The sequence below is a fragment of the Streptomyces sp. CB02058 genome (assembly GCF_001905505.1).
Classification (GTDB): Bacteria; Actinomycetota; Actinomycetes; order Streptomycetales; family Streptomycetaceae; genus Streptomyces.
Genome location: NZ_LIPG01000003.1, coordinates 490,921 through 516,475, shown reverse-complemented (window position 1 = coordinate 516,475; position 25,555 = coordinate 490,921). Strand labels below are relative to the sequence as shown.

Below are 25,555 nucleotides of genomic sequence, written 5' to 3'. Positions count from 1 at the left end.
CAAGGCATTTCCATGTCCTCCACCACCGTGGACAAGTCCTCCATGCCCGCAGGCCCTCCGGCCGGCACCCCGGTGAAGAGCCGGCGCACCAACCCGTGGCTGACGCTGATAGCCGTCGCCATCGGTCTGTTCATGGTCAACCTCGACGCCTCCGTCGTCGCGATCGCCAACCCCGAGATCGGCCGGGACCTCGACGCGACCACCGCCGACCTGCAGTGGGTCACCAACGCCTATCTGATCGCCATGGCCGCGCTGCTGATCCTGGGCGGCAAACTCGGCGACCGCTTCGGGCGGCACACGGTCTACATGGTGGGCACCGTCGGCTTCACACTGGCCTCTGTGGCGATCGCCCTGTCCGGTGCGATCGAGGGCGTCATCGCCTTCCGCGCGGTCCAGGGCTTCTTCGCGGCGCTGCTGATCCCCAACACCCTCGGCCTGCTGCGCGCGGTCTTCCCGCCCCGGAAGTTCGGCATGGCCGTGGGTCTGTGGGCCATGGTGGCGTCCTGCTCCACCGCGCTCGGACCGATCGTCGGCGGTCTGCTCATCGAGCACGTCAACTGGGAGTCGGTCTTCTACATCAACGCCCCCATCGGCGTCGTCGCGCTCGTCATCAGCCTGCTCGTGCTTCCCAAGAGCAAGGACTCCACCGGACACCACCGCTTCGACGTCCCCGGCGTGGTCCTGCTCGCCATCGGCCTGGTCGCCCTGGTCTTCGGCGTCGTCAAGGGCGAGACCTGGGGCTGGACCTCCGGCGGCACGCTGGGCTCGATCGCGGCGGGCCTGGTCCTGCTGGCCGTCTTCTGCTGGTACGAGTCCCGGCTCGCACACCCGCTGCTGCCGATGCGCCTCTTCCGCAACCGCTCGCTGACCATCGGCACGATCATCACCGCGATCAACTTCTTCGTCCTGCTCGGCGTCATCTTCTTCCTGATGCTGTACCTGCAGAACGTGCGCGGCTTCTCGCCCGTCGAGGCCGGCGTCCGCACCCTGCCGCTGAGCCTGGCCACGGTGGTCGCCTCGCCGCTCGGCGCCGCGCTGACCCAGCGCTTCGGCCCCCGGCTCACCATGCCCATCGGCATGCTGCTCCAGGCCGTGGCCTCCCTCTGGATGCTGACCTGGGACGCCGGTTCCGCGTACGCCGCGCTGTGGCCGCCGTTCCTCGCCATCGGTCTGGGCGTCGGCATGGTGATGTCCGCGTCGTCCGACGCCATCGTCGGCAACGCGCCACGGAAGGACGGCGGCGTCGCGGGCGGCCTTCAGGCCACCTCGCTGCAGATCGGCGGCGCGCTCGGCACGTCCGTGCTGGTCTCCCTGATCAGCGGCAAGGTGGGCTCCACCCTGACCGGTGAGCTGACCTCGGCCGGAGTCCCGGCGGACGCGGCGGCGGGCCTCGCGGAGGCCAAGGACGCCGTGTCCATGGGTGTCTCGCCCGTGTCGGCCGACATGCCGGCCCAGCTGAGGGCCGCCGTGATCGAGGGCAGCGGCAACGCCTTCATGAACGGTGTGCACTCCGCCGTGATCGTCACCGCGGTCCTCTGTGTCGCGGGCGCGCTGCTGGCAGGCTTCGGGATGCGGCGCGGCAACACGCCGGAGGCCGCGCAGGACTGACGACCGGCCGGACCGGGGCCCGGCAGGGTACGGGAGGCGCGTGACGGCGCCCCGTGCCCGGCCGGGCCTCCCGCTCGGATCAGGCCGGGTCAGGGGGAAATCACTTCGCCGTTCGCGCCCGCTCCCGGCATGATTCCCGGCGTGCACGAGGACGAGGCCCGTCGCGGGCGAACGCGGTACACACTGACGGAGACGGAGCACGGGCATGCCTGGGGCGTGTGCGCCGAGGCGGAAGGGCTGTTCGGAGAACCGCGGCGCGGGACCTACGAGCTGTTCGGCTGGGTTCCACGGGCGGAGGCGGGCGGCTGGTTCGGCCACAGCCTCTGGCTGGTGCCGGACGACGCGTCGCTCGGCCCCTGGCTGCTGGAGGACGCGGAGAGCCCTGGGCGGTCCCCCGGGACGGACGGTCTCGTGCTCACCGGCCTCGACGACCACGAAGGGCCGCCCGAGGGGCACAGGGGCCGTGTCCGCGTGCACGACGGGCACCGATGGCTGGGCTCCTGCCGGGAGTTCACCCGTGTCCTGCCGCGCAAGCGGCCTGCGCCCCCGCTCGTCCTGCGGGGTCTGGCCGAGGGGGATCAGCTGCGGGCCGCGCTGGCGAAGGGCACCCGGCGGGCCCTGGACCTGGAGCAGGCTGCCCTGGAGATAAGGGACGATCACGGCGAGCCGCTCACCGAACGCCTGCTCTGGGCCAGGGTCGGTGCGTGGCGCCCCTCTTCGTACGGGTCGGATCTGATCGATCTGGAGCTCGACGGCGCGCTCTTCAGGCCCGTTCCCGAATACGCCCGGCCCGTCTGGGAGCGGTGGTTCGCCGGGCCTCCCGGCACCACGGCCGCCTGGGCGGAGCTCGGTACCCGGCACCGCTGGGTCTGGCACGATCTCGTCCGGGAGCGGACCGCCTACCGCACCCCCGGTGACCGGCCCGCCCATCACGCCTACGAACTCGACGGCCGGTACGTCACCGACGAGCCGGGCCTCTACCTGGCGCTCGGCGAGGCGGTCAACGGGCCGGGTGGCTACTTCGGCGGCTGTCTCGGCGCCCTCGTCGACTGCCTGGGTGGCACCTTCGGCTACACCGCGCCCGCGACGCTGCTCTGGCGGGATGCCGCGACCGCACGCGAGCACCTGTCCCGGGCCCTGGCTCCGGACGGCGTGCCCTACGACCTGTTCGGCGTGATCCTCGAAGTCCTGGCGGAGGGCGGCATGCGGGTCACCCTGGCGTGATCCGCCCCGGCCCCACGGCGACGGAGCAGCCGGCCGCACCCGGGCGACGCTCCCCTCCCCCTGCCGGTCGACGGCGCGGCGGCGGCCGACGGCCGATCGCGGACCCGGCCCACGACTCCACCGCTCGCACGGACGGCGTCACTTCGCCCACGGCCTCTCCTGCGGCGCGCGGCCCAACAGTGCGTCAGGGCTTGATAGCGTCGCCCGCACGACTACGGAAAGCTCCCCGCCGGGGTCGTCGCTCCGCTGGGCCGGGCCGCCCCGACAGGGCGGCGAGCGGCGGCCGGTGCGTGGGACGGGGACGCACGTGGCAGGGACGATGAGGGCCTACGCATGAGCCTCCCGCAGTTGCACTACACCTCCGCCGCGGCCGGCGACGGGGAGTCCGCCGCCCGGTACACCGCGGTCACCCCCGCGATACCCGGGCCGGTGCGCGCGGAGGCAGCACCACTGCTGGCCTACGAGGCACCGGCAGGCACTCCCGAACGGCTCACCGACGCACGGCTCCGGGCGCTGCCGGTCGCGTTCGGTTTCGCCGCGCTCTCCGACGGCAGCCATCTGCTCAGCCGCGCCGTGGCGACCGCCTCGGGCGGCTTCCACGCCCACGGCGTGCACCTTCCCGCGGGTACGCCGGTACCGGGCCGGGTCCTCCCGGTCGCCGCGTGGGGCGCAACGGGCTGGCTCTCCGCGACCCCGGACCGCGCCCACTCCGACCCGCTGACCCTGCTGTCCGGCGCGCAGGGCCCCTCCCACGGGCTCACCAGGGAAGGGCTCGGGGACTTCGCCGTGTCCCGCAGCCCGTGGCTGGCCGCCGTGCTCAGCGATCTGCGCCGGGTGAGCGAGGACCCGTCCGCCCCGCCGGTCGTGCTCGTGGAGCGGCAGAGCGCGGATGTGGCCCGGTGGGTCGCGCTGGCCACCGCGGTGCTGCCCAGGGAGCACGCCGAGCGGCTGACCTTCACGACGTACACACGGCAGCCCGGACACACGACGCACCAGGTCATCGGGGTCCTGCCGGAGGACGCGCCGGATGCCCGCGACCCCCGCTTCCGTGTGCACGCCGCGTCCGGTCCGCGCCCGGCCGGGGTGGTGGAGGACGCCTGGGCGGGGACCGCCGCCCGGATCTGGCGCAGCCGGGCCCCCGAGCTGTTCCGGGAGGCGGCGGAGCTGCCGGGCGAGCCGTTCGCCGCGGGCCCGCTGGCCGTGACGGCGCTCGGCGCGGGCATCGCGCTCGGGTCCGACGAGCGTGCCGCGGCGGCCGACTGGGCCGCCGTGCGGCCGTACGCGCTGGACGAGAAACGCACCCGGCAGCTGACCGACGCGCTGACCGCTCCCGCCGACGACCGTACGGCCGGGGAGTGCGCCGCGGCGCTCCGGCTGCTGACCGCGCTCGACGGCCGCTGCCCCGCGTCGGTCACCGCGCCGCTGGCCGCGCTGCTGGTGACGGAGGCCGTACGGGGAGGCGATGTCGGCCTGGAGCCGCCCGCGCGTTCGGCGTTCGACGAGCCCGCCGGGGAGCGCGCGCTCGCCGCCCTGGTCGATGAGCTCGGCGACGATCTGCTGGCCGAGCTCGGCCCCGGGGTGGACCGGGGTGTGGCGCGGACCGTACAACTGCTGCGGATCGTGCGGCTGCTCGGCGTCGACTGCGGGGAACTGCTGCCCGATGTCGTGCGCCGGCTGGCCCGCGCGCTGCTCGACGACCCGGAGGCGGGCGCGTGTCCCGCGCTGCTGGACCTGCTGGACGAGCAGTTCGACGTCCGTACGGCGCTGCTGGGCGAGCTGGACCGGCTCGCCCCCGACGACCCCGCGGGCGCGGAGAAGCTTCTGGTCCGGGTCACCCTCCCGTTCACCGGGACCCAGGCGCTGCCGCATCTGCGGATGTGCGCCGAGGCGCCGGGCGCGAAGGCGCGCGGGGCGGACCGGGTGGGCATCCTGCACACGGTGCTGCGCGCGGCGGGCATGTCCCCCTTCGCCGAGCCGCTCGTGCTGCGGACCGCCGTCGGGCTGGTGTGGGGCGAGGACACCCCGACGGCGGGCGAGGCCAGATCGCTGCTCACCGAGACCACGTCCGACGCCCACCGGACGGCCGGCACCTGGGCGCACCTGGTCGACGCCGCGCTCGCCGCCCCCCTCGGCGACGAGGACGCCCCCGAGCTCGCCCATGACCTGCTGCGCGGCTTCCCGCAGGAGATCACCGCCCGGGTACGCGCCTGCCTGATGCTGCTTGACTTCGCCCGCGACATGCGCGCGGGAACGGCGGAGCCCGGCTGGGCCGACCGCGCCCGGGAGCTGCGCGCCCGCGCCGAACCGGTGGAACCCCTGGTCCTGGAGCAGGCCTACGGCGCCCTGGCGGACCGGCTGCTCGCCCCGGACCGGCCGGACGCGGAGCTGTACGCGTTCGTGCACAGCGGCGACGAGGACCTGATCGCCGCGTACGGCAGGGCGGCCCGCCGCGACGAGGTACGGGCCCTGCTGATCGCCGACCCCTCGTACGTGGCGGACTGCTTCACGGTGTGGAACGCCCACCCGCACGCGGGCGCGGCCTGGACCCGGACCCGCACGGCCCTGCTCGACGAGGTGCTGCGCCCGGCGGTACGCGCTCTGGCCGCCGACGCACTGACGGCGGTGGAGCAGGCGGTGGAACGCGAGGGGAACAGCCGCACCCTCGACGCCTTCCGCGCCTGGAACCGCCCCTCCCGCTCACTGGGACGCCTCGGGAAGCGCATCGCGGGCCGGGTGCGCCGGGGCTGACCGGGAGCGTGCACCTCCGAACCGGCGGACGGCGGACCGGCGACCGCCCCTGAAGCGGTTCGTGGCGTTAGCGGAGCGGGAACCGGACCGTGTCCGGCCGACGGTGATCCGCGTGCCCTGGACTCGACGGCCTGCCGTCCGTCCCGGGCGCGTGGGCGGTTGCGCGGATCACCTGTCGGCCCGATCACTGCGGCGGGCTCAGACGTTGGGCACCTTGAGTCTGTCCCAGCTGGCCTTGCCCGGAATGCCGTCCGCGCCGCTTCCCGAGTAGCCGAGCTTGCGCTGCCACGCGGCGTACGACGCGCGGTCCGCCTCGGACCAGTCGGGGCCGGGGCCGACCTCGTACCGTCCGCAGCCCTCGGCCACCAGCCTCTTCCCCATCGCCGTGATGACGGCACTGTGCCGCCCCGCCCGGAAGAACGCGGCGCCGGGGAACGGCTCGTACGTCGCCGGGGGCGGCGGGCCGTCCGGCCTGCCGGCGAGGCGGTCGCGGACCCTGCCGCGCATCGAGTCCATCGTGAAGCCGCGCGGGTCGACCTTCCCCGGCTGCCACTCCTTGTGGCCGATCACCGAGCGGTGGTTCCAGCCGTGGGCCCGGCAGACGGCGGCGGCCGCCTTCTCGATGGCCTCCAGCTGGGCGGCGGGCCACGGGTCCTTGCCGTCGCCGAGGTTGACGCACTCGAAGCCGTAGAAGGAACGGTTGCCGTCGGTGTTGGCCTCGTTGTCGGCGGGCAGCGCCTTCTCGTCGATCACCGCTCGCAGGACGTCGTCGTCGCCGAGTCCGGCGTGGTTGGCGCGGCCGTGGCCGACCATGTGGACCGAGCCGTCCTTCGCGATCACCCCGTGGCACAGCGGGCCCGGCAGGGCCGAATGACCGTCGTAGCAGAGGTCCACGGAGCTCTGCGTGCCCGAGGTCACGGTGTGGTGGATCATCACTCCGTGCACGGGGCCCCAGGCGCCCTTGTGGTTGCGGTTGTGTGTGCGCCAGCTCCGGTGTTCGACCACACGCAGACCCTCGTCCCGCAGGGCCTTGAGCAGTTTGTCGGCGGAAAGAGGCGTTGCCATCGGATGCTCCTTTTACCCAGGTGGTGCAGCAGCTCTCGGCTGTCCACCTCGTCCTGCCCCGCCGCCCGGCCGTCCGAACCACCGAGGGCGATCTCCGTGCCCCCGGTCCGCCGTCACCGCGCGCCCGGTGGCCGGGATCGCGGGTGCGGCCCGGCAGGTACCGTAGGGAGGGACGATTTCGTGAGCCTCCTGACGGGCTGCGTACACCCAGGAGGAACACATGACGACGAACCGCGGACGCAAGGACGTGATCCGGGACCGGATGGCCGGGACCGGCGAGTCGTACAACGTCGCCGCGCGCAATCTGAAGGCGATGAAGGACATGGGCGCCACCCGCGACGCCCTGCTCACGCAGCGCTGGCGGCCCGCGGAGACCCTGGACGTGCCGTGCCCGTGCGGCGGCACGTGCGAGCCCGGCGAGACCTGTGACCGCTGCCACGCCCGGCACCGGCACGTGAAGCGCTACCCGGGCAGCGTCACGGACGTGGAGGTCTGGGCGGACCGGTACGAGTGCATGGGCTGCCCGGCCACGTACACCCTGACCGTCCGGCTCGCGGGGCGCCCGTGGGGTGTGGCGGAGACCGTCGTCCAGGGCGGGTCGGCCGAGGAGGTCGTGCGGGCCCGGGTGTTCCCGGGAGTGGCGCACCCGCTGCTGCGCGCCGAGGCGGAGTCCGGGTCCGACGAGGCCTAGGAAGATCGCGGCGACGGTGCGGGCCGCCGGCCGGCACGAGCGCTCGGAACCCGTCGCTCTCGGCCCGGTCCGAGTCCGGACGGACCCTAGTCGGGGATCCCCGGCATGCCCCACCAGGCGTTTCTCTCACGGACGTGGGCTCTCGGGCACGCCGTCCGCCATGGCGTGACCGCCGGGGGGCGGCCTGGGCGCGCGTAGAGGACCCTCTTCCCGTGCAGGCGCAGGCGCAGGTTCGCCGAGTCGAGGACGTTGTCGCGGATGATGAGCACCCGGACCACTCGGTGGGGGTCGTGTTCGGTGATCCGTCCGCCGGCCTGCCGGAGGCGGAGCCTGGCACGGCCATCGGCCTCGTCGACGACGATCCGTACCTCGACGAGGCGCCGCCGGTCCCACATCCGGTACGCGATCTCCGCCAGCACGTAGACCGCGGCCGCGCCGACCGCCCATGTGGCGTCGGACTGCGCCCACAGCACCAGGACGAACACGCCGACACAGCCGGCCGTCACCGCCGTACGCCGCAGCCGCGGAACGATCGGCGTCTCCTTGTGCTCCGCGTCCCAGAGCAGTTCCTCGCTGATGGCCATTGCGTCATCATGGGTTCTGCCGGGCGCCCTGAGAAGCCTCGCGGACCACGCCGGGTTCCGGCAGGAGCCGGCAGCCGGGGGAACCCGAACGCGGCGGACCGAAAAGGGCGTTCGGCCGTTCACGCCGCGTCCGACGCGCTCGGGCACGCCCGCACCGTGGCGACCCGGCCCGCCGTGACGGGCGCGGCTGTCCGTACCCCGGCACGGCGACCGCCCCCTCGCACGTCACCCGGACCTGCGCACGATCGGCCCGGCAGGCTCCTAGCCGGACAGGCCGTCCAGGCGGTCGCGGTGGGCCTGGGTGAGTTCGAGCCGTTCCGCGGCGAGGTTCTCCTCCAGGTGGTCGATCCGGGCCGTGCCCGGGATCGGCAGGACGACCGGTGAGTGGCCCAGGAGCCAGGCGAGCGCCACCTGGGTGGGGGTGGCGCCGAGCTCGGCCGCCACGGCGGCGACCCCGGCGCTCGCGCCGGAGTCGCCCCAGGCGACGGGGCGCCACGGCAGAAAGGCGATCCCCGCCTCCTCGCAGGCCGTGAGCACGGGCTCGTGCTCACGATCCAGCAGGTTGTAGCGATTCTGCACGCTCGCGATGCCGACGATGCCCCTCGCCTCGCCGAGTTCGCCGACGGTGACCTCGGAGAGCCCGATGCGGCCGATCTTCCCTTCCGTCCGGAGGTCCCGCAGGGTGCCGATCTGGTCGGCGAGCGGCGTCTCCGGGTCGATGCGGTGCAGCTGGAGCAGCTCGATCCGCTCGACGCGCAGCCGTCGCAGTGCGTTCTCGACCTGCTCGCGCAGCACGGCGGGCCGGCCGTCGAGCTTCCATTCGCCCGACTCGTCCGAGCGCGCCACTCCCACCTTGGTGGTGATCAACAGCCCGTCCGGGTAAGGGTGCAGGGCCTCCGCCAGCAGTTCCTCGTTCGCCCCGGCGCCGTACAGGTGTGCGGTGTCGATCAGGGTGATGCCCAGTTCCACGGCCCGTCGCGCGACCGCGACGGATGCCTCGCGGACCGTACCGGGCTCCGTGGGCAGGTGCATGGCACCGAACCCGAGCCGTCCCACCGTCAGATCCCCGCCGATACGGAACACGGCCGCCGTCATGATGCCCCTCCCACTGGGTCGATCGGCCACGCTAGCAGCGGAGTCGGCCGACGGAGCGGGGTGACGGACGCGATCGGAGGGCACACGACGGCCACGACGCGGCAGTGGCGGGCGTCACGCGAAAGTTCCTGACCGAACGGTCAGGGCTGACCGATCGGTCAGCTACGGTGAACCCATGTCACGCCCGCCGTCCCCGATGCGCCGTCACATTCTCGATTCGGCCCTGCGCCTGTTCGCCGAGCACGGCTTCAAGGGGACCTCCCTGCACGACATCGCCGTGGAGGCGCACTGCTCCAAGGCGTCCCTGCTCTACCACTTCGCCGGCAAGGACGCGATCCTCACCGAGCTGCTGACCCCGCCGGCCGAGGGACTCTCCGTCCTGCGTGCGGAGTTGGCGGCGCTGGACGGCGAACGCGCCGTCGAACCGGCTGCGGCGGGCTACATCGCGCTGGCGATGCGCTTCCATCTGGAAATCAAGATCATCTTCGCCGAACTGCCCGAGATGCTCGGCCATCCGGTCCTCGCCGTCATCCCCGAGGCGGTCGACGAGCTCGCGGACGCGCTGGCCGGCCGGTCCGATCAGCCGCGTGCGCGCGTCATGGCCCAGATGGTGATCGGGGGCGTGGCCGTCACGGTCGCCTCCGACCTCGACGTCGACCCCGACACCATGCGCGCCGAACTCCTCCGGGGAGCACTGAGAATCCTCGGCCGTCCCACCAGCTGACAGAAGTCGTCCCGTTCGAACAGAAAGACGCCTCTTTCGCATGGCAATCCTGCTGTACCGGCTCGGCCGGCTCTCCTTCCGGCGCCGAGGGCGTGTCCTCGCCCTGTGGCTGCTGCTGCTCGCACTGCTCGGCGGGGCCGCCGCGGCCTTCAGCGGGCCGACCACCACCAAGTTCTCCATACCGGGCACGGAGTCCCAGAAGGCCCTGGACTCGCTGGCCCGGGAGTTCCCGCAGGCCGGCGGTGCGACCGGGACGATCGTCGTCGCCGCACCCGAGGGCGGGAAGCTCACACCCGCCGCCGTGGCCCCCGTGACCGAGGAGGCCGCGAAGGTTCCCGGTGTCCTGGCGGCCGTCGACCCCTTCGCGTCCAAGGCCGTGTCGCAGGACGGCCGGTACGCCCTGGTCCAGGTGCAGTTCACGACCGGTGTCGACGGCATCACCGACGCGCAGCGTGAGGCGTTCACGAAGGCCGGTGACTCCGTCACCGATCTGCGCGTCGAACACGGCGGCGAGATCATGCGGGGCGTCCCGGAGGTCGGTTCGACCGAGATCATCGGTGTCGCCGTCGCGGCGCTCGTGCTGGTGCTCACCTTCGGCTCCCTGGTTGCGGCGGGGATGACCCTGCTGAACGCCCTGGTCGGCGTCGCGGCCGGCATGGCCGGGCTGTTCGCGCTGAGCAGCGTCGTGGAGCTGACCAGCACCGCGCCGATCCTGGCGCTGATGCTGGGCCTGGCCGTCGGTATCGACTACGCGCTGTTCATCACCTCCCGGTACCGCCACTACCTCCTGGAGGGCATGGACGGCGAGGAAGCGGCGGGCCGTGCGGCCGGGACCGCGGGTTCGGCGGTCGTCTTCGCGGGCGCCACTGTCGTCATCGCGCTGGCGGGACTCACCGTCGCCGGAGTGCCGTTCCTGACGGTCATGGGGCTGGCGGCCGCGGCCACGGTCGCTCTCGCGGTACTGGTCTCGCTCACCCTCCTGCCCGCCGTCCTGGGCTTCGCGGGCGTCCGTGTCCTGCCCCGCAAGCTCCGTGCGCGCAACGGGGCGCCCGCCGACGCCACCCCGTCGGACGAGGCGCGGGCGCAGTCCGCGTTCGGCTTCCGCTGGGGCCGGATCGTGGCACGGCTGCGCGTCCCCGTACTCATCCTCGGTGTGGTCGGCCTCGGCGCTCTCGCCCTGCCCCTCCAGGACATGCGGCTGTCCCTGCCCGACGCGAGCACCGAAGCGGTCGGGTCGCCCAACCGCGACGCCTACGACCTGACCACCGAAGGCTTCGGCGAGGGCTTCAACGGCCGGCTGATCGCGGTCGTGTCCGGCGACAGCGCCCAGGCGACCGGCGCCGCCTCCAAGGAGGCCGCCGCGCTCATCACGGAGACCGACGGCGTGCTGGCCGTGGCCCCTCCGCAGATGAACGAGAAGGGCACCACCGCCCTGCTGGCCGTGATCCCCGAGACGGGCCCCACCGCCGCCGAGACCGAGGACACCGTCAACGAGATCCGGGACAGGGTCGCGAACATCTCGGGGGCGTCCATCGCGCTGACCGGTGCCACGGCGGTCGGCATCGACGTCTCCGCGAAGCTCGCCGACGCGCTGCCGGTCTACCTCCTGCTGGTGGTCGGGCTGTCCATCCTGCTGCTGATGCTGGTGTTCCGGTCGATCCTGGTGCCCGTGAAGGCGGCGCTGGGCTTCCTGCTGACCATCGGGGCGACCTTCGGCATCACCGTCGCGATCTTCCAGGAGGGCCACCTGGCGTCGCTCGTGGGCCTGGACACGCCGGGACCGCTGGTCAGCTTCCTGCCCATCCTCCTGATCGGCATCCTCTTCGGGCTCGCGATGGACTACGAGGTCTTCCTCGTCTCCCGGATGCGGGAGGACTTCGTCCACGGCGCCGACGCCCGTGAGTCCGTCATCAGCGGTGTCGGCCACAACGCTCGGGTCGTCACCGCCGCGGCCGTGATCATGACCGCCGTCTTCGGCGGGTTCGTCTTCATGCACGACCCCGTCATCAAGTCCATGGGCTTCGCCCTGGCGATCGGCGTGCTCATCGACGCGTTCGTCGTGCGGATGGCCCTGGTGCCCGCGGTCATGCACCTCGTGGGGCGTGCCGCCTGGTGGCTGCCCGGTGCGGTCGACCGGGTGCTGCCCGACCTCGACATCGAGGGCGAGCAGCTGCAGCGCCGGATTCCGGTGCAGCGGCAGGAGCCGGTCGAGCTCGTCAAGACGTGAGCGCGCCCGCGTAGCCGGCCCGTACGGCGGAAACGGCCCGCCAGGAGAGGTGCTCTCCTGGCGGGCCGTCGCCGTGGACCCGGCACCGGGACACGCCCGGTGCGGCGGGATCAGCTCTCGTCGGGTGCCAGCGTCAGCGAGATCGAGTTGATGCAGTACCGCTGATCGGTGGGCGTGGCGTAGCCCTCGCCCTCGAAGACGTGGCCCAGGTGCGAGCCGCACCGGGCGCAGCGCACCTCGGTGCGGGCCATGCCCATGCTGTTGTCCTGGAGCAGCTCGACGGCGTCGCTGTCCTTCGGGTCGTAGAAGGACGGCCAGCCGCAGTGCGACTCGAATTTGGTGTCGGAGCGGAACAGCTCCGCACCGCAGGCACGACAGGAGTAGACGCCTGCCGTCTTGGTGTCGGTGTACTCACCCACGAACGCGGGCTCGGTGCCGGCCTTGCGCAGCACCGCGTACTCGGCGGGGGTCAGCTCCGCCCGCCATTGCTCGTCCGGCTTCTCGACGTCGTACGACACGGTGGCTCCCTCAGCTCGACAGGTGGTCCAGGATCTGCGGGCCGAGGTCGGTGACATCGCCCGCTCCCATGGTGAGAACCAGATCGCCCGGCTTCGCCATTCCCGCGACGGCCGCGGGGACCTGCGCCTTGTCGTGGACGGCCGTGACGTCGGCGCCCGCGGCCTTCGCGGCGTCGATGATCAGCTCGCTGGTGACGCCGGGGACCGGGTCCTCGCGGGCCGGGTAGATGTCCAGGACGAGGGACGCGTCGGCGAGGGCGAGGGCCTGGCCCATCTCCGTGCCGAGCTCCTGGGTACGGGAGAAGAGGTGCGGCTGGAAGACGACCAGGAGGCGCGAGCCGGTGGCGGCGCCGCGCATGGCCTCCAGGTCGGCCGTCATCTCCGTGGGGTGGTGGGCGTACGAGTCGATGACCTGGACACCGGCCGCCTCGCCCTTGAGCTGGAGCCGGCGCTTGACCCCGGTGTACTTGCCGATGGCGGAGGCCAGGTTGTGCGCGGGGATGCCGAGGGCGACACCGGCGGCAAGCGCGGCGACCGCGTTGTGCGCGTAGTGGCGGCCGGGCACGGAGACCGTGAAGGTGAGGTACTTCCCGTTGAGCACGACCGTGACCTCGCTGGTCAGACCGCGCGGGGTGACCTTGTGGACGCGTACGTCGGCGCCCTCGGACTCCCCGTACGTGACGACGGTGAGCGAGGTGAGGTCGCGGACCCGCCGGGTCAGCTCGACGGCGCCGGGCTGGTCGGCGGAGATGACCAGGGTGCCGCCGGGGACGACCTTGCCGACGAAGGTCTCGAAGGACTCGTAGATCTCGTCCATCGACGCGTAGTTCGCGTGGTGGTCCAGTTCGACGTTCAGCACGATCGCGACCTGCGGGGCGTACTTCTGGAAACTCCGGTCGCTCTCGTCGGCCTCGGCGACGAAGATGTCGCCCGCGCCGTGCGTGGCGTTGGTGCCGGGGCCCTCCAGGTCGCCGCCGATGGCGTACGAGGGGTCGAGGCCCAGCTCGGACAGGGCGACGGCCAGCATCGATGTGGTCGTGGTCTTGCCGTGTGTGCCGGCGACCGCGATGGCCCGCAGGCCCTCCATCAGGGAGGCGAGCGCGTCGGAGCGGTGCACGACGGGAATGCCCAGCTCGGCGGCGCGGACGAGCTCGGGGTTGTCGGCGCGGATGGCGCTGGAGACGACCACCGAGGTCGCGTCGTCCGCCAGGTGCCCGGCGGCGTGCCCGATGTGGACGGTCGCCCCCAGCCCGCGCAGGGCCTCGGCGGTGGCGGACTCCTTGGCGTCGCTGCCCGCCACCTTCGCACCGCGCTGGGCCAGGATCTTCGCGATGCCCGACATTCCGGCGCCGCCGATGCCGATGAAGTGCGGCCGTTCCAGGGCGGCAGGAATACCGGGTGCCATGCGTGTGTCTCCCGAGGTGTGAGGCGGTCAAGCGTGCGGCACAAGCCTATTCGCTGTGTGCGAAGAGCTTGAGCACCGGTACGCCGACCTTGTGCCGGGCCCGGGACGCCCAGTCCCGGTGGAAGAACTCCTCGACGTAGTGCGGCGCCGTCAGCACGATGACTTCGTCCGCCCCCGAGTCGTCGACGACGGTCTTCAGCTTGTCCAGGGGGTGGTCCTCGACCACCTGTCCGACAGCCTCCGAGCCCGCCTCCCGCAGCTCCCGGAGCGAGTACTCCAGTGCCATCTCGGCCGGCTCGGCGGCCTCCTTGCCCTCGGGCTTGTCCCCCTCACGGACGGCCTCCCGGAGCTCGCCGATCGCCACGTCGTCGATCGCGCGGAGCAGCACGTCGGCCTGGTCGCTCCGGGGCTGCATCAGCACGACGAACGAGATCCGCTCCTCGCCGTGGAGAGTGGTGACGAATTCCACGTCCTCGGGAGTGAGGGGCTTCTCGATCATCAAAACGCTTGTGAACACGACAGGCGCCCTTCCGCTTCATCTCGTCGGCCGCGGGCACGGCCGTTGTTGCTGAAACCATCCTTCCCCGTTGTCGCACGGGGTGCAGGACTAAGTGTGCCCATCGGAAGCTAACCGGAACGGCAAATTCCGCTAAGTGTCAGATCTTGGTGTGCCGCGGATCAGCCCTTCGTGTACCGGCTGAAGAGGAATCCCTCCTCCTCCAGGAGCGAGACAAGGGAGAAACGTTCCGGCACGGCAACCGGAGGACCGCCCGCGATCCGCTGCGCGTTCCCGGCCGTGAGCAGCGGCGACACGGTCAGGCAGAGCTCGTCCAGCACCCCGGCCGCCACGAACTGGCCGAGCAGCCGGGGCCCGCCCTCGGTGAGCAGCCGGCCCAGACCGCGGGCGGCCAGCTCCCCCACGGCCCGGTCCGGCTCCACGGCCGCGCCCTCCCCGGCGAACAGCACCTCCGCCCCGGCCTCCCGGGCCGCGTGGACCCGGTCCGAGGGCGCGGCGGCCCCGGTGATCACGTAGGTCGGGACCAGGGGCGAGACGAACAGGGGGAGCGAGAAGTCCAGGTCGAGGCTCGCGCTGACGACCGCGATGGCCGGGGCCGGGCCCTGTCCGGCAGCCGCGCGCCGGGCGGCGAAGGCGTCACGGGCGCGCGCGGGCCTGTACCCCTCCTGCCGCACCGTCTGGGCGCCGACGACGACCGCGTCGGCCAGCCCCCGCAGGGTGCCGAAGATCCGCATGTCCGCGGGGCAGGAGATGCCCTGGGAGCGGCCGTCGTGCTGGGCGGCCCCGTCCAGGGTGGAGACCATGTTGGCGCGGAGCCAGGCCCGACCGGTGTCCGGATACGCGTAGGCCTCGGCCAGCTCGTCGAGCGTCCACTCGCGGTCGGCGGCGGCAGCGGCTTGGTTTGTCAGGTCCGTCACAGGGAGCAGGCGTCGCATGCCCAGCAGTCTGGCACGGCGCTTAAGGTGGAGAGTTGTGTCGTCCTCCACAGCCGTGCCGGGGCAGAGCCCCATAGCCGAAACGGCCCCGCAGTCCCTGTGCGCCCTCGAGCCGCGCGTCCCCGCCGACCGTCTGGTCGCGGAGATGGTGCCGCCGCCGCGTTTCGACTCGGTGCGCTTCGATACGTACGTCCCCGACCCGAACCAGCCGAGTCAGACCGACGCGGTCAAGGTGCTGAGCTCGTTCGCGGCCGGGCTCGGCGGGGCGCACGCCACGGGCTCCGGACGGCGCTCGTGGTTCGGGAGGAAGCAGCCGGCCGCGCCCGCCGGACCGCGCGGCGTCTACCTCGACGGCGGGTACGGCGTTGGCAAGACCCACCTCCTGGCCTCCCTCTGGCACGCCACCCCCGCCGACGCCTCGCTCAAGGCCTTCGGCACGTTTGTCGAGCTGACGAACCTGGTCGGCGCGCTCGGCTTCCAGCAGACCGTGCGGACCCTGAGCGGGCACCGCCTGCTGTGCATCGACGAATTCGAGCTGGACGACCCGGGCGACACCGTCCTGGTCTCGTCGCTGCTCAGCAGGCTCGTCGAGGCGGGCGTGGCGCTGGCCGCCACGTCGAACACGCTGCCGGGCAAGCTCGGCGAGGGCCGCTTCGCCGCGGCCGACTTCCTCCGCGAGATCCAGGGGCTGTCCTCGCACTTCCGGCCGCTGCGCATCGACGGTGAGGACTACCGGCACCGCGGGCTGCCCGAGGCGCCTCCGCCGTACTCCGACGACCAGGTGACCCGGGCCGCGTACCGGACCGCCGGTGCCTCCCTCGACGACTTCCCGTCGCTGCTCGACCATCTCGCCCGGGTCCACCCGAGCCGGTACGGCGCGCTGACGGACGGGATCACGGCGGTCTGTCTCACCGATGTGCGTGCGGTGCCCGACCAGTCGACGGCGCTGCGCCTGGTGGTGCTCGCGGACCGGCTGTACGACCGTGAGATCCCCGTGCTCGCCTCCGGTCTCCCGTTCGACCGGCTGTTCAGCGACGAGATGCTGAACGGCGGCTACCGCAAGAAGTACTTCCGGGCCATCTCTCGGCTGACCGCCTTGGCGCGTGACGCAAAGGGACTGGTGGCGCAGTAGGTTCGGGGTTGAGCGCGTGCGGGTGCCGTCCGGCGCCCGCGCGTCCCGTGCAACCGCGCACACCGTTCGAAGGGATCAAGCATGGCTACCACGCGTCAGGCGCACACGGTCTGGGAAGGCAACCTGACCGAGGGCAAGGGCGTCGTCACCCTCGACTCCTCCGAGGTCGGGGAGTTCCCCGTCTCCTGGCCCTCCCGCGCGGAGAAGGCGAATGGCAAGACCAGCCCGGAGGAGCTCATCGCCGCCGCGCACTCCAGCTGCTTCTCCATGGCGCTGTCCAACGGCCTGAACAGCGCGGGCACCCCGCCGACCAGGCTGAACACCCAGGCCGAGGTCACGTTCCAGCCCGGCACCGGCATCACCGGCATCCACCTCACGGTGGAGGGCGAGGTCCCGGGTCTGGACGAGGCGGGCTTCGTGAAGGCCGCCGAGGACGCCAAGGCGAACTGCCCGGTGAGCCAGGCGCTCACCGGCACCACGATCACGCTCAGCGCCTCGCTGGCCTGATCGTCGGGTCGCCCGATCCCACACCTGTCCCTGGGGCCTCGTCCGCCCCAGGGACACAGGGGGCACCGTGGCCCGCATGGTTCCCGCGCGCCTCGACGCGTGGTACACACATGCGGGTCACTTCACCTGTCCGCCAACAGGGAGTTGCCTCATGACATCAGCACCTCGACGTCTCGCGACACGACGTCAGATCCTGGCCGGCAGCGCCGCTGTCGCCTTCTCCGGCGCCTTCGCCGAACTCTTCACCGGCACCGCCGTCGCCCGGGGACACAGCGGCTACGGCCCTCTCCTCCCGGACCCCGACGGTCTGCTCGACCTGCCGAAAGGTTTCCGCTACCGGGTCCTCTCCCGGGAGGGCGACCCGCTCCGCTCCGGCGAGGGCACGGTCCCCAGCAATCACGACGGCATGGCCGCCTTCGCGGGCCGCAACGGCCGCGTCCACCTCGTGCGCAACCATGAGAACCGGGTGACGGGCAGGATCGGCGTCCCCACGGTCGAGGGCCTCACGTACGACCCGATGGGCAAGGGCGGCTGCACGGCCCTCGAACTCGACTCCCGGGGCAACGTCCGCGGCGAGCGCGTCGCCATCGCGGGTACGGCCGTCAACTGCGCGGGCGGGCCGACCCCTTGGAACACCTGGCTGACCTGCGAGGAGACCGAGGACAAGGCCGGCACCAACGGCTACGAGAAGGACCACGGCTTCATCTTCGAGGTGGACGGCGCCGATCCGCGCCGCACCGGGGCCGTCCCCCTGACCGCGATGGGCCGCTTCCAGCACGAGGCGATCGCCGTCGACCCGGAGAACGGCGTCGTGTACGAGACGGAGGACGCGTTCGACAAGCCCTTCGGGCTCTTCTACCGCTTCCTCCCCGAGAAGCCGCTCGGCGGGACGGGATCGCTGCGGGCCGGCGGCGCCCTGGAGGCCATGCGGGTGCCGGGGGTCCCCGACCTCTCCCTGATCCAGGAGACCGGCGCGAGCTTCGACCGGGTCGAGTGGGTCCCCGTACCCGACCCGCAGGCGGCCGTGACGCCGATCAGGCTCCAGGACTTCGGGCCGAAGGGCGTCACGCACGCCCAGAAGCTGGAGGGCTGCTACTGGGGCGGCTCCTCCGTCTACTTCGTCTCCAGCTTCGCGCGGAGCGCGGAGGGATCGGCCGCCGACCACTTCGGCCAGGTGTGGCGCTACGAGCCGGCACGGCGCCGGCTCACCCTGGTGATCGTCTTCGGTCCGGACACCGACATCCAGCTGCCGGGCGAGTCCCCGGACAACATCTGTCTCGCCTCCGGGGGCGGCCTGATGGTCTGCGAGGACGGCGGCGGCGCGCAGCACGTGCTGGGGGTGACGCGGCGCGGCGAGGTCTATCCGATGGCGCGCGGGCGGCAGAACATCGGGACGGCCGACGATCCGGAGTGGGGGGAGTTCGCCGGGGTCACGTTCTCGCCGGACGGCGGGACGATGTTCGTGAACTGCTACACGCCGGGGACGACGTTCGCGGTGACGGGCCCCTGGCGCTGACCGGGACGGCAGACGGGTGATCCGGGCCGGCCGCGCGCCGGCCCGGAGCGCCGCGGGCGCAATCCGATCGCCCTTCAGCTAGCGTCCTTCGGTGATCAAATCCGTTCGTACGATGATCGTGCTGACTGCTCTCGGGGGAGCCGTCCTGAGCGGGGCGCTCACCGGGTGCGCCGACCCCGGGGCCACCCGGTCCCGGGCCGCCGCTCCCCCGGCGGCCTCTCCGGAGGCCCCGACACGGCCCGCGCCGAAGCCCTCCGCACCGTCACGGGCCCCGGAGAGCGAGCCGCCCGTGCTCGCTCCGGGACCCGCCGGTCTCACACCGGTCTTCGAACGCCGTGCGGAGGGAGCGCTCCAGGGCTCCCGGAGCGGGTCCGGGAAGGTCGTGGCGCTCACCTTCGACGCGGACATGACGGCGGATCAGGGCCCCCGGGCCGCGGGCGGCGAGCGTTTCGACAACCCGGGGCTGATCGCGTCGCTGCGCGAGCTGAAGATCCCGTCGACGGTCTTCATGACGGGCCGCTGGGCGCAGGAGTACCCGGCTCAGGCTCGCTCGATCGGCACCGACCCCCTCTTCGAGATCGCCAACCACTCCTTCAGCCATTACGCCTTCTCCTCGCCCTGCTACGGCCTGCCGGCCGTCGGACGGGACGACATGCGGGGCGATGTGGACCGGGCCTTCGCCGCGATCAGGAAGACGGGGGCGCGCAATGTGGTGCCGTACTTCCGCTTCCCGGGCGGTTGCTACGACGACGCGGCGCTGAAGGCCCTGGCCCCCGCCGGGGTGACCGCCGTCCAGTGGGACGTGGTCAGCGGTGACGCCTTCGCCACGGACGCGGACGCGGTGGCCGAGCAGGTGCTGGACGGGGTGCGGCCCGGCTCCCTGGTGGTCATGCACTGCACCCGCAGCGCCGCGCCCGTCACCGAGGAGGCCGTACGCACGATCGTGCCGGAGCTGCGCGAGCGGGGCTTCCGCTTCGTCAAGGTCTCCGAGCTGATGCGCGGCTGAGCGCCGCCCGAGCGCAGGTCAGCCGGAGCACGCGGTGCGCCCCGCCTCCTGCCACTCGCACACCGGGCAGAGGGTGCTGCCCTTCGTCGACTCCGGGTGCTCGGTCGGCTTCCGGCACAGCACGCACTCGGCGTACGGCGGACCCGCGTCCACCGGGGCGGGTGCGTGCGCGGGCGTCTCGCAGTAGGCGTCGTCCATGCGTACGAGCGTACTCACCCGCGCAGCGCGGCGATCCGCGACGTCAGGGCGGCCACGGCGACGGCGACGACGGCGGCCACGAGCAGCGGCAGCAGGGGCAGCGCCACCGTGCCGCTCGTCGAGCCCGAGACCAGGGCCGTCACCGCGTCCCTGGCGGGCGATCCCCTGCCCACGAGGACGAGCAGCACGGCGAGCAGGGTCGCCATGAGCGACCAGCCCCGCCGGTGGAGGACCGGGCGGGCGCAGAGTGCCCCCACGGCCGTTCCGGCCAGGGCGCAGCAGGCGGCGGCGAGCAGCCCGGCGAGGGCGGCGGGCGGGAGCGGTACGGCGACGGTGCGGTCGGTGCTGACCGGTTCGCTGATCAGCAGCACGATCCCGGTGCCCGCGGCGCCCACGGCGAGCGCGCAGTTCAGGGCGGTGAGCACCGAGGCCCGGTGGGCGCGGGCCGGCCCGACGGCGGCGGCGGTGACGGCCCGTGCGGCGCGCGGCTCCTGGGTGACGCAGAGCCGGGTGAACCACGCGGCGACGGGGACCAGCGCGGCAGCGGCGTAACCGAGCGAGTCCAGCAGGGGCTGCCCCGCCCGTACGCCGATGCCGAGAGCGGCGGCGTAGAGCAGGAGGGGTGCGAGCCAGCGCTGCGACCGGGCCAGCATCGCGGCCTGGTAGCGCACGGTCGCGGCGGTGGCGCGCAGCGCGGTACGGGGTGCGGGTGCGGGCCGGGGCAGGAGCGCATTGTCCGGGCGGGGCCCACGGTCGGTGCGGGGCGCGGAAGCGGCGGGCGGGGCGGTGGTGACGGCTGGTGCCGCAGTGACGGCCGATGTGGGCGGGGCGGTGGTCGCAGCCGGGACGGGTGGGGCGGCCGGTGCCGTGGAAACGGTCGGCGCGAGTGGGGCAGCCGGTCCCGTGGAAACGGTCGGCGCGGTTGAGGCAGCCGGTGCCGAGGGGGCAGCCGGTCCCGGAGAGGTGGCTGGGGCGGGCTGTCGCGCGTCGGGGGCTGGGGCCGGGCCCTCCTCCAGGTCAACGGCCGTCGCCTGCTCCGAGGCGCGGGCCCGGGCCGGTTCCGGGAGTCGCGTGACCCCCGTGATGTGCCAGGGCGGGTCGGCCGTGAGCAGGGCGTGCAGCAGGCGGTCCGAGTGCGCGGTGGTCGTGGTGAAGCGGGCCGCGAAAGGGTCGCCGGCGTCCCGGTCGACCGCCGGAGCTCCGGGCAGTCGGGCCGGGAGGGGGGCCGACGCCGGGCCCGTCGCCTCGATGCGGATCCTCGGGCCGGGGTGGTGGGGCGCCGTGCCGACCGGAGCGAGCGTCAGCCCGTCCAGCCGGTACGCGACGGCCGATCCGGCCAGCCGTCGCGGATCGTGGTCGACGAACACCACCGTGGCACCCTCGGCGACCCGCTCGGTGACGGCCCGGTCCAGCTCCTCGCGCGCCCCGGCGTCCAGGCCGGTCCACGCCTCGTCCAGGACAAGCAGCTGCGGGCCGGCCAGGAGTGCCTGGGCGACGGCGACCTTCTGGCTGGTGCCCTTGGAGAGCTCCGCCAGGGGCGTACGGGCGTGCCCGGCCGCCCCGAACCGCGCGAGCCACTCCTCGGCCCGTCCCGCGGCCTCCGCGGCGGTGAAGCCGTGGACCCGGCCCATGTGGACGAGGTACCCGGCAGCCGTGAACGGCAGGGCCGCCGGGAAGCGCTCGGGGACGTACGCCGTGCGCGGCCGGCCCGTGATCCGGCCCTCGGTGGGCGCGTCGATCCCGGCGAGCAGCCGCAACAGGGTCGTCTTGCCCGAGCCGTTGGCGCCCTCGACCCGGACCAGGGTGTGCGCGGGCAGCTCCAGGCCGACACCGCGCAACGCCCAGGGTCCGCGCAGCCCGTGGCGGCGGCCCACGTCCCGCAGGATCAATGGGCCGACGCCTTCTCCTGCTTGAGTTCGCTCGGGCGCACGATCACGAACCCCTCGCCCTGGAGCATCAGCTGCACCGCCTCGCCGGAGCCGCCGCGCACCATCGAGCCGAAGCTCTGCGAGCGGTGCAGGGAGGTGGAGAGCTGGGCGCTCCAGCCGACGACCGCGTCCGTGTCCACGTACACCGGCTGCTGCGCGGTGACGGGGATCACTATGGGATGGCCGTCGCAGATCAGGCCGAGCTTCCCGTACCCGCTGAAGACGCTGTTGAAGAGACCGCCACCGGTCATTCCGGCGCCCTTCACGGTCTTGATCTCGTAGGACAGGCTCGCGTCGAAACAGAGGACGTTGCGGCCGTTGATGGTCAGGACGTCGCCCTGTTCCATGTCCACGATGAAGCAGCTGGCCGCCTCGTGCGCGAACCACGCCTCGCCCTGGCCGGTGACCGACATCAGGGCGAGCCCCTCCCCGGTCACGGCCCGCTTGAGCATGCCGCCTATGCCCTGGCCCTTGCGCTCGAACTGGAGACTGCCCCGGAAGGCGATCATCGATCCCTGACGCGCGTACATCTCGCCGTTGACGGCGTATTTGATCGATTTGGCGTTCTGCAGGGTCATGCCGGGGGCGGTGGCCTGCTGGGCCATGTGCTCGCTGGAAAAGAGGTCGCTCTTCATGCGGTGCATCCTCACCCGGAGCCTGGTGTTCCGCCAAGAAACGGGTTGTCCGAGGGGCCTGGCAGACTGGAGTGCGTGAGCAGCGACAGCATTCCCGAGTCCGTCCCCGCAGCGTCCGGGACCCCCGCCGACAGCCCGTTCAGTTCGGAGCCGACGGCGCGTGACGAAGCCCCCCAGTTCGTGCTGCCGCTGGTGGTGCACCTGGAGAAGACGGACCCCCCGGCGCGCAACGACGCCCTGGTGACGGCGGCCCGCGCGGTGCTCACGATCCTCTCGGACCCCCGCTCGCTCGGTGAGGACGAGGGCGTGGGCGAGGGCGAATGGGCCCGGGCCATGCGCGACTGGCAGGACGCCAGGATCCGCAAGGTGGTGCGGCGGGCGCGCGGCGCGGAGTGGCGCAAGGCGTCCACGCTGCCCGGGATCACGGTCACCGGCGAGCACGCGGAGGTCCGGGTCTATCCGCCGGTGCCGCTGGACGGCTGGCCCAAGGAGCTGGCCAAGCTCCAGGTCTCGGGCACGGACCTGACCGACCCCGAGCCCCCGGCCTCGCCCGACACGGCGGGTCCCGTGCTCTGGCTGAATCCTGAGGTCACCATGTCGGCGGGCAAGACGATGGCGCAGGCGGGACACGGCGCGCAGCTCGCCTGGTGGGAGCTGTCGGAGACGGAGCGCAAGGCGTGGCGCGAGGCGGGCTTCCCGCTCTCCGTGGCCACCCCTGACGCCGCCCGCTGGAGCGAACTCACCGCGAGCGGGCTTCCGGTGGTGCGTGACGCCGGATTCACCGAGGTCGCCCCCGGATCGTGCACGGTCGTCGCGGACCACCCGGCGCTGCGCCGCTGAACAGCCGGGCAGCCGGGCAGCCGGGCCACCCGGCGGAAGTCCGAGGCCCCCCGGCTGAACATCCCTGCGCGGAAATACGTATCTCCCCGTACTGCCGTATCGGCATTACCGCCAAGTAGGTTGATCGACGCCTCAGTTGGCGGTTGATTCGAGCTGTCACGCACCGGCCCGGGAGACATCTTGCTGCGACGCATCAACGGAACGGCCCTCATCATCGCCGCGCTGGTCGCCACGCTGGGCGCGCTCGCCTTCCCCGTGTGGTCGTACGCCGACCGCTCGGGCACGGGCGAGGCCAATCTGAACGCGTCCAGCGTCGCGACCCAGTGGGGCCCGCTCTCCGCCACCGACCGGGACTTCCTGGTCAAGGTGCGGCTCGCGGGGCTGTGGGAACTCCCGGCGGGGCAGCAGGCGATCGAGCGCGCGCCGAGCGAGGCGGTGAGGCTCGCGGGCGACCATCTGGTGGTCGGCCACACCGACCTGGACCGGCGGGCCCGTGATGTCGCCGCCAAGCTCGGGGTGGAGCTCCCGAACCAGCCGACGGAGCAGCAGCAGGGCTGGCTCAGGGAGCTCACCGCCGCCAGTGGCGAGGAGTACCAGCAGAAGTTCGCCAACCTCCTGCGGGCCGCGCACGGCAAGGTGTTCGCCCTGGTGGCCCAGGTCCGGCACACCACGCGCAACTCGCTGATCCGGCAGCTGGCCACCGATGCGAATCAGACGGTGCTCGACCACATCACCATGCTGGAGCGCACCGGTTTCGTCGACTTCGACGGTCTCGCGCGCGACGCCGCCGGCACCTCGACCGCCAGCCCCTCGGGGCCGCCCGTGTCCTCGGGCGGCGGCGTTCCGCAGGTCCCGGTGCCGGTGACACCGAGCGGAGACCAGTCCTTCACGTCCCGCCCGGTGCCCCCGACGATGGCACCGCTGCCCTGAGGCGTGTCAGGCCGCGGGGAGCCGGACGCTGCCGTACAGCGTCCAGTGGTCGGATTTGCCCGCGGTGGCCGAGACGCCGCAGCTGGAGAACTGTCCCGCCGACCTGGGGGCGAAGATGTAGTCGATCTTCCTCGTGGGCTTGCCGTCGACGGCGTTGGCCGTGGGGGGACCCGTCCACGGTGCGTCGGCCGTCGGCATGGCGCACTCGACGTATCGCTCGTAGAGAGGCTTGAGCGCCTCGCTCGGCCCGCCTTGGGCGGGAGTGGCCTCAGGGACCGGTGGTACGAGGTTCAAGTCGCCGCCGAAGACCGTGCGATAGCCCTTCGCCTGCCACAGCGGCGTGTCGGCCAGGTCACGCAGTTCCAGTGCCTGCTGCGTGCGCGCCTTACCGTCGCCGTCCTCGTAGCCCAGGCCCGCGCTGAGGTGCGCGGTGCACGCGATGACGGCTCTCGACGGCAGCGCCGCGCAGAGCGCGGTGCGCTGCTCCACGTGCGACCCCTTGTCCGTCGGGGAGGTCAGGTCGTGCCGCTGGTACCAGACGTTCTCGTCCGGCACGGCCAGGGCCACCCCGTACGCCCCGCGGTCCAGGTGGTCGGGGGCCGGGCCCATGGCGCACTGTTTCTGCAGCAGGGGTCCGTTGTACCGCTGGTGGATGGGGGCGAATCTGACGTCCCATCCACGGCCCGTCTCGGACTCCAGCATCTCCTCGACCCGCTTCGCGTGCTTCTCGCAGAACTCCTGGAAGAAGATGACGTCCGGATAGGCGCCGGTGACCGGACTCCTCAGGCGTGCGCGGATCTGGTCGTTGAGTTCGACGTATCCGGCACGGTCGCTCGTCCACCCGCAGTTGTCGTTGTTGTTGGCGCAGACGTTCCAGGTCATGACGTCGACGGCGTCGGTGTCGGGAGCGGCCGCAGCGGTCGGCAGGGCGGCACCGGAACCGACCGGCTCCAGGATGAACTTCTGCGGTTCACCCGGGACCACCGAAAGAGAGCGCAGCGTTCCGTCGTCCGTCGCGGTCACGTATCTGTCCGTGTAGGCAGTGGCCACGCTCTGAAGCAGAACCATCTGCGAGCCCTCCGGAGCCCCTGACAGATAGGTCGGCTTGAACTGCTGCCAGGTATCCAGATTTCCTCCCCGGGCTCTCAGCATTCCGTTCCGCTCGTCCGCGTCGTCGAATTCCGGAGTGAGGAAGTAGCCGGTTGCCTCCGACCGGAGACTGATCGTCGTCGCGGCGTGGTTGGTGTGCAGGGTGAAGCGTTCCCAGGAACCCACCGTGTCGCTTCGGGCGTTCAGCTTCCACTCGTACTTGCCCGTGGCGTTGATTTCGACACTGACGTACTTGCCGTTCCTCGCGGACTTGAGCGCCCACTTCTGTCCGGCGGATTTCGCGACTGCCTCGGCGTCCGCGGACACCTCGGTGGCGGAAGCAGGCGTCGTCCCCCCGAAGGTCAGACCGGCCACCATCCCCAGCAATGCGAGGAATGTGCAGAATAGGCGGCGCATTGCCCCTCCCCTTGTT

The 25,555-nt window shown here is 72.5% G+C and carries 23 protein-coding genes; 12 read left to right on the top strand and 11 right to left on the bottom strand.

The window, feature by feature from the left end; genetic code table 11:
- Window positions 1–12: 12 nt before the first annotated feature.
- The 3 genes from AMK10_RS15845 to AMK10_RS15835 all read left to right on the top strand — a co-directional run bounded on the left by AMK10_RS15845 (window position 13) and on the right by AMK10_RS15835 (window position 5,580).
- On the top strand, window positions 13–1,608 hold the full coding sequence (locus AMK10_RS15845; RefSeq protein ID WP_073748421.1) for an MFS transporter: 1,596 nt from the start codon (window positions 13–15) through the stop codon (window positions 1,606–1,608).
- A 129-nt stretch (window positions 1,609–1,737) separates the two neighbouring features.
- On the top strand, window positions 1,738–2,832 hold the full coding sequence (locus AMK10_RS15840) for a barstar family protein (RefSeq protein ID WP_073748420.1): 1,095 nt from the start codon (window positions 1,738–1,740) through the stop codon (window positions 2,830–2,832).
- A 333-nt stretch (window positions 2,833–3,165) separates the two neighbouring features.
- Window positions 3,166–5,580: a GTPase-associated protein 1-related protein gene (locus AMK10_RS15835; protein WP_073748419.1), complete on the top strand. Its 2,415-nt coding sequence runs from the start codon at window positions 3,166–3,168 to the stop codon at window positions 5,578–5,580.
- A gap of 198 nt (window positions 5,581–5,778) precedes the next feature.
- Here the strand turns inward: AMK10_RS15835 and AMK10_RS15830 are convergent, their stop codons facing one another.
- Complete coding sequence (locus tag AMK10_RS15830; protein WP_073748418.1) at window positions 5,779–6,645, bottom strand: peptidoglycan-binding protein; 867 nt, start codon at window positions 6,643–6,645, stop codon at window positions 5,779–5,781.
- A gap of 220 nt (window positions 6,646–6,865) precedes the next feature.
- Here AMK10_RS15830 and AMK10_RS15825 point away from each other — a divergent pair, with 220 nt between their 5' ends.
- A complete protein-coding gene (locus AMK10_RS15825; RefSeq protein WP_073748417.1) occupies window positions 6,866–7,336 on the top strand; it encodes a hypothetical protein in 471 nt (156 codons plus the stop codon).
- Between the two features lie 86 nt (window positions 7,337–7,422).
- Here AMK10_RS15825 and AMK10_RS15820 read toward each other — a convergent pair whose 3' ends face one another.
- Window positions 7,423–7,920, bottom strand: a complete 498-nt coding sequence (locus tag AMK10_RS15820) for a hypothetical protein (RefSeq protein ID WP_073748416.1) — start codon at window positions 7,918–7,920, stop codon at window positions 7,423–7,425.
- Window positions 7,921–8,181: 261 nt separating this feature from the next.
- Entirely contained in the window at window positions 8,182–9,015 is an 834-nt protein-coding gene (locus AMK10_RS15815; RefSeq protein ID WP_073748415.1) for an aldo/keto reductase, read from the bottom strand.
- Between the two features lie 175 nt (window positions 9,016–9,190).
- Between AMK10_RS15815 and AMK10_RS15810 the strand changes: the two genes are divergently transcribed.
- Window positions 9,191–9,739, top strand: a complete 549-nt coding sequence (locus AMK10_RS15810; protein ID WP_073748414.1) for a TetR/AcrR family transcriptional regulator — start codon at window positions 9,191–9,193, stop codon at window positions 9,737–9,739.
- Between the two features lie 40 nt (window positions 9,740–9,779).
- A complete protein-coding gene (locus AMK10_RS15805) occupies window positions 9,780–11,966 on the top strand; it encodes an MMPL family transporter (protein WP_073748413.1) in 2,187 nt (728 codons plus the stop codon).
- A gap of 110 nt (window positions 11,967–12,076) precedes the next feature.
- Here AMK10_RS15805 and msrB read toward each other — a convergent pair whose 3' ends face one another.
- The 4 genes from msrB to AMK10_RS15785 all read right to left on the bottom strand — a co-directional run bounded on the left by msrB (window position 12,077) and on the right by AMK10_RS15785 (window position 15,341).
- Window positions 12,077–12,484, bottom strand: a complete 408-nt coding sequence (gene msrB / locus AMK10_RS15800) for a peptide-methionine (R)-S-oxide reductase MsrB (RefSeq protein WP_073748412.1) — start codon at window positions 12,482–12,484, stop codon at window positions 12,077–12,079.
- A gap of 10 nt (window positions 12,485–12,494) precedes the next feature.
- Window positions 12,495–13,889, bottom strand: coding sequence for a UDP-N-acetylmuramate--L-alanine ligase (murC, locus tag AMK10_RS15795; RefSeq protein ID WP_073748411.1), 1,395 nt, complete (start codon window positions 13,887–13,889; stop codon window positions 12,495–12,497).
- Between the two features lie 46 nt (window positions 13,890–13,935).
- The gene (locus AMK10_RS15790; protein WP_198959711.1) at window positions 13,936–14,388 is read right to left on the bottom strand and encodes an indole-3-glycerol phosphate synthase; all 453 of its coding nucleotides are present in this window, start codon (window positions 14,386–14,388) and stop codon (window positions 13,936–13,938) included.
- A 179-nt stretch (window positions 14,389–14,567) separates the two neighbouring features.
- Window positions 14,568–15,341 carry a pyrimidine reductase family protein gene (locus AMK10_RS15785; protein WP_073748409.1) on the bottom strand — a complete coding sequence of 258 codons (774 nt, stop codon included), beginning with the start codon at window positions 15,339–15,341 and terminating at the stop codon, window positions 14,568–14,570.
- Between the two features lie 37 nt (window positions 15,342–15,378).
- On the opposite strand from AMK10_RS15785, the gene zapE reads away from it, so the two are divergent.
- From zapE to AMK10_RS15765, 4 genes are all read left to right on the top strand, one after another.
- Window positions 15,379–16,473 (top strand): cell division protein ZapE, encoded by a 1,095-nt coding sequence (gene zapE, locus AMK10_RS15780; protein WP_073748408.1) that lies wholly within the window; start codon window positions 15,379–15,381, stop codon window positions 16,471–16,473.
- Window positions 16,474–16,554: 81 nt separating this feature from the next.
- Window positions 16,555–16,980 carry an OsmC family protein gene (locus AMK10_RS15775; protein ID WP_073748407.1) on the top strand — a complete coding sequence of 142 codons (426 nt, stop codon included), beginning with the start codon at window positions 16,555–16,557 and terminating at the stop codon, window positions 16,978–16,980.
- A gap of 151 nt (window positions 16,981–17,131) precedes the next feature.
- Window positions 17,132–18,496 carry an alkaline phosphatase PhoX gene (locus AMK10_RS15770; protein WP_073748406.1) on the top strand — a complete coding sequence of 455 codons (1,365 nt, stop codon included), beginning with the start codon at window positions 17,132–17,134 and terminating at the stop codon, window positions 18,494–18,496.
- Window positions 18,497–18,608: 112 nt separating this feature from the next.
- A complete protein-coding gene (locus AMK10_RS15765; protein ID WP_073748405.1) occupies window positions 18,609–19,502 on the top strand; it encodes a polysaccharide deacetylase family protein in 894 nt (297 codons plus the stop codon).
- An 18-nt stretch (window positions 19,503–19,520) separates the two neighbouring features.
- Here AMK10_RS15765 and AMK10_RS15760 read toward each other — a convergent pair whose 3' ends face one another.
- From AMK10_RS15760 to AMK10_RS15750, 3 genes are read right to left on the bottom strand one after another with little or no spacing between them, the layout of a single operon-like run.
- Window positions 19,521–19,700, bottom strand: coding sequence for a hypothetical protein (locus AMK10_RS15760; protein WP_073748404.1), 180 nt, complete (start codon window positions 19,698–19,700; stop codon window positions 19,521–19,523).
- Between the two features lie 14 nt (window positions 19,701–19,714).
- Window positions 19,715–21,574 carry an ATP-binding cassette domain-containing protein gene (locus tag AMK10_RS38610; RefSeq protein ID WP_338014643.1) on the bottom strand — a complete coding sequence of 620 codons (1,860 nt, stop codon included), beginning with the start codon at window positions 21,572–21,574 and terminating at the stop codon, window positions 19,715–19,717.
- Window positions 21,575–21,585: 11 nt separating this feature from the next.
- Window positions 21,586–22,263, bottom strand: coding sequence for an AIM24 family protein (locus tag AMK10_RS15750; protein WP_073748403.1), 678 nt, complete (start codon window positions 22,261–22,263; stop codon window positions 21,586–21,588).
- Between the two features lie 75 nt (window positions 22,264–22,338).
- On the opposite strand from AMK10_RS15750, the gene AMK10_RS15745 reads away from it, so the two are divergent.
- Window positions 22,339–23,103 (top strand): peptidyl-tRNA hydrolase, encoded by a 765-nt coding sequence (locus tag AMK10_RS15745; protein WP_073748402.1) that lies wholly within the window; start codon window positions 22,339–22,341, stop codon window positions 23,101–23,103.
- A gap of 183 nt (window positions 23,104–23,286) precedes the next feature.
- A complete protein-coding gene (locus AMK10_RS15740; RefSeq protein ID WP_198959741.1) occupies window positions 23,287–24,033 on the top strand; it encodes a DUF4142 domain-containing protein in 747 nt (248 codons plus the stop codon).
- Window positions 24,034–24,039: 6 nt separating this feature from the next.
- Here AMK10_RS15740 and AMK10_RS15735 read toward each other — a convergent pair whose 3' ends face one another.
- Window positions 24,040–25,500: an endonuclease/exonuclease/phosphatase family protein gene (locus AMK10_RS15735; protein WP_073748400.1), complete on the bottom strand. Its 1,461-nt coding sequence runs from the start codon at window positions 25,498–25,500 to the stop codon at window positions 24,040–24,042.
- Window positions 25,501–25,555: the final 55 nt, after the last annotated feature.

Bases quoted from the DNA above. Each gene is read 5' to 3' on its own strand.
- AMK10_RS15805 (WP_073748413.1), top strand. From the start codon at position 9,780: ATGGCAATCCTGCTGTACCGGCTCGGCCGGCTCTCCTTCCGGCGCCGA.
- AMK10_RS15815 (WP_073748415.1), bottom strand. From the start codon at position 9,015: ATGACGGCGGCCGTGTTCCGTATCGGCGGGGATCTGACGGTGGGACGG.
- AMK10_RS15825 (WP_073748417.1), top strand. From the start codon at position 6,866: ATGACGACGAACCGCGGACGCAAGGACGTGATCCGGGACCGGATGGCC.
- AMK10_RS15760 (WP_073748404.1), bottom strand. From the start codon at position 19,700: ATGGACGACGCCTACTGCGAGACGCCCGCGCACGCACCCGCCCCGGTG.
- AMK10_RS15835 (WP_073748419.1), top strand. From the start codon at position 3,166: ATGAGCCTCCCGCAGTTGCACTACACCTCCGCCGCGGCCGGCGACGGG.
- AMK10_RS15775 (WP_073748407.1), top strand. From the start codon at position 16,555: ATGGCTACCACGCGTCAGGCGCACACGGTCTGGGAAGGCAACCTGACC.
- AMK10_RS15845 (WP_073748421.1), top strand. From the start codon at position 13: ATGTCCTCCACCACCGTGGACAAGTCCTCCATGCCCGCAGGCCCTCCG.
- AMK10_RS15785 (WP_073748409.1), bottom strand. From the start codon at position 15,341: ATGCGACGCCTGCTCCCTGTGACGGACCTGACAAACCAAGCCGCTGCC.
- AMK10_RS15840 (WP_073748420.1), top strand. From the start codon at position 1,738: ATGATTCCCGGCGTGCACGAGGACGAGGCCCGTCGCGGGCGAACGCGG.
- AMK10_RS15790 (WP_198959711.1), bottom strand. From the start codon at position 14,388: ATGATCGAGAAGCCCCTCACTCCCGAGGACGTGGAATTCGTCACCACT.
- AMK10_RS15830 (WP_073748418.1), bottom strand. From the start codon at position 6,645: ATGGCAACGCCTCTTTCCGCCGACAAACTGCTCAAGGCCCTGCGGGAC.
- AMK10_RS15770 (WP_073748406.1), top strand. From the start codon at position 17,132: ATGACATCAGCACCTCGACGTCTCGCGACACGACGTCAGATCCTGGCC.
- AMK10_RS15750 (WP_073748403.1), bottom strand. From the start codon at position 22,263: ATGAAGAGCGACCTCTTTTCCAGCGAGCACATGGCCCAGCAGGCCACC.
- murC (WP_073748411.1), bottom strand. From the start codon at position 13,889: ATGGCACCCGGTATTCCTGCCGCCCTGGAACGGCCGCACTTCATCGGC.
- AMK10_RS15735 (WP_073748400.1), bottom strand. From the start codon at position 25,500: ATGGTGGCCGGTCTGACCTTCGGGGGGACGACGCCTGCTTCCGCCACC.
- AMK10_RS15810 (WP_073748414.1), top strand. From the start codon at position 9,191: ATGTCACGCCCGCCGTCCCCGATGCGCCGTCACATTCTCGATTCGGCC.
- AMK10_RS15820 (WP_073748416.1), bottom strand. From the start codon at position 7,920: ATGGCCATCAGCGAGGAACTGCTCTGGGACGCGGAGCACAAGGAGACG.
- AMK10_RS15765 (WP_073748405.1), top strand. From the start codon at position 18,609: ATGATCGTGCTGACTGCTCTCGGGGGAGCCGTCCTGAGCGGGGCGCTC.